Annotated in this window: 3 protein-coding genes and 2 pseudogenes; 4 read left to right on the plus strand and 1 reads right to left on the minus strand. The window is 41.9% G+C overall.

Annotated features, from left to right (window positions below):
- Together AC075L_RS09365 and AC075L_RS09370 are read left to right on the plus strand one after the other, a co-directional pair.
- Positions 1-663, plus strand: a 663-nt coding sequence (locus AC075L_RS09365; protein ID WP_476387559.1) for a helix-turn-helix domain-containing protein, incomplete at its 5' end; no start/stop codon positions are given.
- Positions 664-837: 174 nt separating this feature from the next.
- A pseudogene (locus tag AC075L_RS09370) lies at positions 838-3061 on the plus strand (alpha-galactosidase).
- An 83-nt stretch (positions 3062-3144) separates the two neighbouring features.
- On the opposite strand, the gene AC075L_RS09375 reads toward AC075L_RS09370, so the two are convergent.
- Positions 3145-4107 (minus strand): AraC family transcriptional regulator, encoded by a 963-nt coding sequence (locus AC075L_RS09375; protein WP_368208100.1) that lies wholly within the window; start codon positions 4105-4107, stop codon positions 3145-3147.
- A gap of 186 nt (positions 4108-4293) precedes the next feature.
- Here AC075L_RS09375 and AC075L_RS09380 point away from each other — a divergent pair, with 186 nt between their 5' ends.
- Entirely contained in the window at positions 4294-5559 is a 1266-nt protein-coding gene (locus tag AC075L_RS09380; protein WP_020993602.1) for an ABC transporter substrate-binding protein, read from the plus strand.
- Between the two features lie 165 nt (positions 5560-5724).
- Positions 5725-5943: pseudogene (locus tag AC075L_RS09385) on the plus strand (sugar ABC transporter permease); the annotation flags it as partial.

Genomic DNA, 5943 nt, shown 5'->3' on the forward strand with positions numbered 1-5943 from the left:
GATCCCTGGAGTTATCTTTGGATCGGAGTAGGCGGCACCAATGCAGGAAAATATATTCGAGATATCGGATTAAACAGCGAGCAGTTGATCTTCCGTTCGGAAAGTGGAGAAGAGTTAAAGAAAATTGTGCTGGATATTCTGAAACATACAGAAAGTACTACTTCAAATCTGTATTATCTGCAGGGCCGATTATATGATTTCTTTTCAGTTCTTACAAAAGATGTAGTGATTGACACTTATCTGGGTAATTCAAGAGAAAAGAAATATGGAAGAGAAAACGGATATGGAGAATATATCAAAGAAGCCATGGCATTTATAAAAAATGAATATGCCTGTGGAATCGGAGTACAGGAACTGGCAGAGCATTTGAATGTTAACCGCAGTTATCTGTACACAATCTTCATGAATGAACTTCATATTTCACCAAAGGACTTTCTGCAGAAATACCGTATTACAAGGGCAAGAGAATTGCTGGTTCTTACGGAACTGTCTGTAGAATCAATTGGAAAATCCTGTGGCTATGGAAATGCAGAACGATTTGCCAGGGCATTCAAACATGAAACAGGACTGACACCAACTCAGTTTCGCAGGCAGGACAGAAGTAAAAACCGAAGAAACCTGGAAGTGTCAGAGGATGGGCTGGAAAAGCTGATCAACAGTTAACATTTTGAAGGTTCAGACAAACATAATGCCATAACGCCTCAGGATAACTTTCTCTATAATAATGTATATGATATCAGCACAGCCGCGGAGCAATCCGTGATATCAAGTTAGGGTCAAAAAAACTTTTGCCCCTAACTTCATGTATATTGAATTTATTATAGAAAGGGGACAGTTATGAGTATTATTTTTCACGAAAGTTCAAAGACATTCCATTTATACAACAATAACATCAGTTATATTATGACCGTACTTTCAAATGGACATCTTGGAAATCTCTATTTTGGGAAAAGAATCCATGACAGAGAAGATTTTTCATATCTTCTTGAGATGAAGCAGCGACCAATGACAGCCTGTGTTTATGAGGGAAACCGCAAATTTTCGCTGGAGCATCTGAAACTGGAATATCCGGTGTATGGTAGTTCTGATTACCGTTATCCGGCAGTGGAGATCCTTCAGGAAAACGGCAGCAGGATTTCTGATTTTACTTATGTAAGTTATACAATTGCAGCTGGAAAACCAAAACTTCAGGGGCTTCCGGCTACATATACTGAGAAAGACGAAGAAGCCCAGACCTTATGTGTAAAATTGAAAGATGAAGTAACAGGAATGGTATTGGAATTGCTTTATACTATTTTTACACAGAGGGGAATCATCACCAGAAGTGCCAGATTTACAAACGAGGGTACATCATCAGTACATCTGTTAAATGCAATGAGCCTCAGTCTTGATCTGCCGGACAAGGATTATGTGTGGATGCAGTTTTCAGGTGCATGGTCCAGAGAACGTCATGTGAAAGAACGCAGATTAGAGCAGGGAATCCAGTCTGTGGGAAGCATCAGAGGAAATTCTTCCCATGAACATAATCCCTTTATTGTGCTCCGACGTCCGTCGGCAACAGAAAATGCAGGAGAAGTGATGGGATTCAGCCTGATCTACAGCGGAAATCACAGAATGCAGGCAGAGGTGGATACTCATGATACAACCCGTATCACTGTGGGAATCAATCCGCAGAATTTTGACTGGAAGCTGGACTGTGGTGAGAGCTTTCAGACTCCGGAAGCAGTAGTAGTATTTTCTGATAAGGGTCTGAATGGAATGAGCCAGACCTTCCATAAATTATATCAGAAGAGACTGGCAAGAGGTTACTGGAGAGACCGTCCCAGGCCAATCCTGAACAATAACTGGGAAGCTACTTATTTTGATTTTACAGAGGACCGTCTGGTGGAAATTGCTGCAAAGGCAAAGGAATGCGGTGTTGAATTATTTGTGCTGGATGACGGATGGTTCGGTGCACGAAGCAACGATTATGCAGGACTTGGTGACTGGGTGGCAAACAGAGAGCGTCTTCCGCAGGGAATCAAGGGAATCGCAGACAGGATTGAAGAGATGGGTATGAAATTTGGTCTGTGGTTTGAGCCGGAGATGGTGAATAAGGATTCCGACCTTTACCGTGCACATCCGGACTGGATTCTGGCAGACACCCCAGAGGCATTCCTGTCATGGCAGAAATCAGTATGTGCTGGACTTCTCCAGAAAAGAAGTGGTGGACTGTATTTATGAGATGATGTACAAAATCCTCTCAGAAGCAAAGGTTTCCTACATCAAATGGGATATGAACAGAAGTATTACGGAATGTTACTCAGCTGCACTTCCAGCAGACCGTCAGGGAGAAGTGTTCCACAGATATATTCTCGGAGTTTATGATCTGTATGAGCGGTTAAATACTGCATTTCCGCAGATTCTCTTTGAGTCCTGCGCAAGCGGTGGCGGACGTTTTGATCCGGGAATCCTTTATTATGCGCCACAGGGATGGACCAGTGATGATACAGATGCGGCAGAGCGTGTGAAAATCCAGTACGGCACAAGCATGTGTTATCCGGTAAGCTCCATGGGAAGTCATGTTTCTGTAGTACCAAACCATCAGTTAAACCGCAAAACTCCGTTACATACAAGAGCAAATGTAGCTTATTTTGGAACTTTCGGATATGAGCTGGATCTGAATAAACTGTCTGATGAGGAAATCAGTGAAGTAAAACAGCAGATTACCTTTATGAAAGAATACAGAGAACTGATCCAGTTTGGAACTTTTTACAGACTGAAGAGTCCTTTTGAGGGCAATGAAACTGTGTGGATGACAGTCAGCGAGGACAAAAAAACAGCGCTGGTATTCTGGTACAGGGAAAGAAATGTAGTAAACGCAGATTTTACCAGAGTGCGGCTTCAGGGACTGGATCCGGATCTTATCTACAGAAATGAGTATAATGAAACAGAAAACTACGGGGATGAGCTGATGAATCTGGGACTGCTCACCACAGACTGTACAGCAGGTGAACCTACAAGTGAAGACGAACCATGCACAGACTATGAGTCCAGAATTTATGTTTTAACTGCAAAATAATAACCGAATCAGGTAAGCTCCTTATGGAGGTTGCGAAAAGCAATAGACAGAAATAAAAAATCAACAAAAAGCAGGCAGAACGATCACACGGGATCGTCTACCTGCTTTTCGTTAAATTTATCCATCATTTCTTTATGGGTCTTATAATTCTTCGGACTCATTCCAAACTTCTTCTTAAAAGCCTTGGAAAAAACAAGCTGGTCTTCATAGCCCACATTATTAGCAATCTCTTTAACAGACAGACTGGTGCTGACCAGAAGACTGGCTGCTTTATGCATCTTATAATCAATGAGGAAGGTCTGTGCGGACATTCCAAGCTCTTTCTGAAAGGAACTGTTCAGATAGGCACGGCTGATTCCGATATTATCTGCAATATCAGAAATCCCGATTCCCTTTTGATACATATCTTTAATATATTCAATGGCAAGCTCCACGTAGACACTGGTGCTGTAGGCATATTTGGCATTTTTTTTGTTCTGTGCAGACTGCTTTTCATGAAAGCCGGCAAGCTCGGCTAACAACAGGATCAGATAAGCCTGGCGCCTCAGGTCATTGGCTTTGGAAAGCTGCTTATGATTCAGCATATAATCGATGTGTTTCAGGATTATTTTCTGATCCGGTGCAGGAAGTACTAATTGATTTTTGGAAAATCCACATTCTTTTACCATTGAGTGAGCTCGGATTCCGCGAAAACCAATCCAGGCATAAGTCCAGGGATTGGTTTCATCAGCACCGTATGTGACTGGTTCATTTGGATAAATTACAAACATCTGTCCGGGAGTAAGGCTCCAGGTCTGACCTCCGGCAGAATAGAATCCGGTACCGTCCAGCACAAAATGGATGATGAACTCATCTCTTGGCATGGAACAGATATGTCCGGGCGGGCAGTGTTCTTTGCCCGTATGGATCAGACTGATATCAAGGGAGCCTTCTTTCAGATTTTCAAGACAGCGGAAAGTAGCGCTGTCCGTATATTTTACATTTGGCATTTGGGTAATTCCTTTTTCTATTTTCTTTGATTGCAGATATTGTTGATATAAAGACATAAGGACTGATATCCTGCAAATACGCATAAATTCAAGTCGTTGTTGACATTTTACCATAAATTCAGCGGTTTTTCCATAACGATTATGACATAAATTCATTTCATTAGTCCATTTAAAAAAATAGACAAAAACGTATAATAAGAATCACAAGGAACACGTCGAAACGACGAATAAAGGAGGATGTATATGAGAAAAAACATGAAAAAACTCACAGTCGCAACAGTGATCGGTGCTATGACAGTTACTGCACTTGCACCAGTAGGCGCACAGGCGAAAGACAAAACTCTGACAGTTGCAATCTGGGATAACGGACAGAAAGCCGGACTTCAGGAAATTATGGATGAGTTTACAAAAGAGACCGGAATCAAAACTGAACTTCAGGTAGTAGAGTGGAGCAGCTACTGGACACTTCTTGAAGCAGGTGCATCAGGCGGAGACATGCCGGACGTATTCTGGATGCATTCCAATGAAGCTGTAAGATATATGTCCAATGATATCTTACTTGATCTGACAGACAAGATTGCAGACAGCGACAAATTGGAAATGGACAAATTCCCGGAAGATATCAAAGAAATGTATCAGTGGGACGGAAAAACATACGCAGTACCGAAGGACATCGATACAATTGCTATGTGGTACAACAAAGATATGTTTGATGAAGCAGGAATCGACTATCCGGACGGAAGCTGGACATGGGATGAATTCTATGATATTGCAGAGAAACTTACAAAAGAAGACGGAAGCCAGTACGGTTTTGCAGCAAACCCGTCTAACGAGCAGGATACATGGATGAATATTGTTTACTCCATGGGCGGACGTGTACTGACAGATGACAACAAATCCGGTTTTGATGATCCAAACACTATCAAAGCAATGGAATTCGTTGACAAATGCGTTAAAAATGTAATGCCTCCTGCATCTACAATGTCCGAAACAGGTACAGACGTACTCTTCGGATCTGGCAAGGTAGCTATGATTTCTCAGGGATCCTGGATGGTATCTGCTTTCAAAGACAACGATTATATCAAAGAACACTGTGATGTGGCAAGACTTCCGAAAGATGCTGAAACAGGAGAGAGCGTATCTCTTTACAATGGTCTTGGATGGGCAGCATCTGCAAACACAGATATGCCGGACGAAGCTTTCCAGCTTATTGAGTGGTTCGGTTCCAAAGATATGCAGAAGAAACAGGCTGATCTTGGTGTAACAATGGCAGCTTACGAAGGAATGTCCGATGGATGGGTTAACAGTGTTGATTGCTTTAACTTACAGCCATACATGGATGCAATGGACAATATCGTATTCAGACCACACACAAATGCAACACTTGCATGGTGGAACCCAATGTGCGAAGAACTGAAGAAACCATGGAATGATGAGGAAAGCATGGATGATGCATGCAAGAATATCGTTACTATTATGAACGATGCCATCGCAGAAGAGTCCTATTAATTAATGTTTAACAAAACCATTCATAAAAAATAAGAAACGGAAAAGCTGCCGCAGAAAAGATTCCGATCATGTGATAACCACAGGAGTCACAAAGGGTATGCTCATATGCGGCAGTTTTCCATTCAAATCAGCAACAAAATTCTATGATAAGAAGGAGTGAGAGCCGTGGCAAATCCAAAAAAAGGTACCAGTCAGGCGCGGAATGAATTCATCTGGGGATGGGCGTTCATTCTTCCTACAATGCTTGGTCTGATCATCTTAAATATCTATCCGATTTTTAAGACCATTTATGAGAGCTTTTTCAAGACCGGAGATTTCGGTAAGGGAAATATCTTCATTGGTTTTGACAACTATGTAAAGCTGTTCCATGATGCGGAAGTATGG

The organism is Blautia sp. ZXY-1-B12 (genome assembly GCF_056339915.1).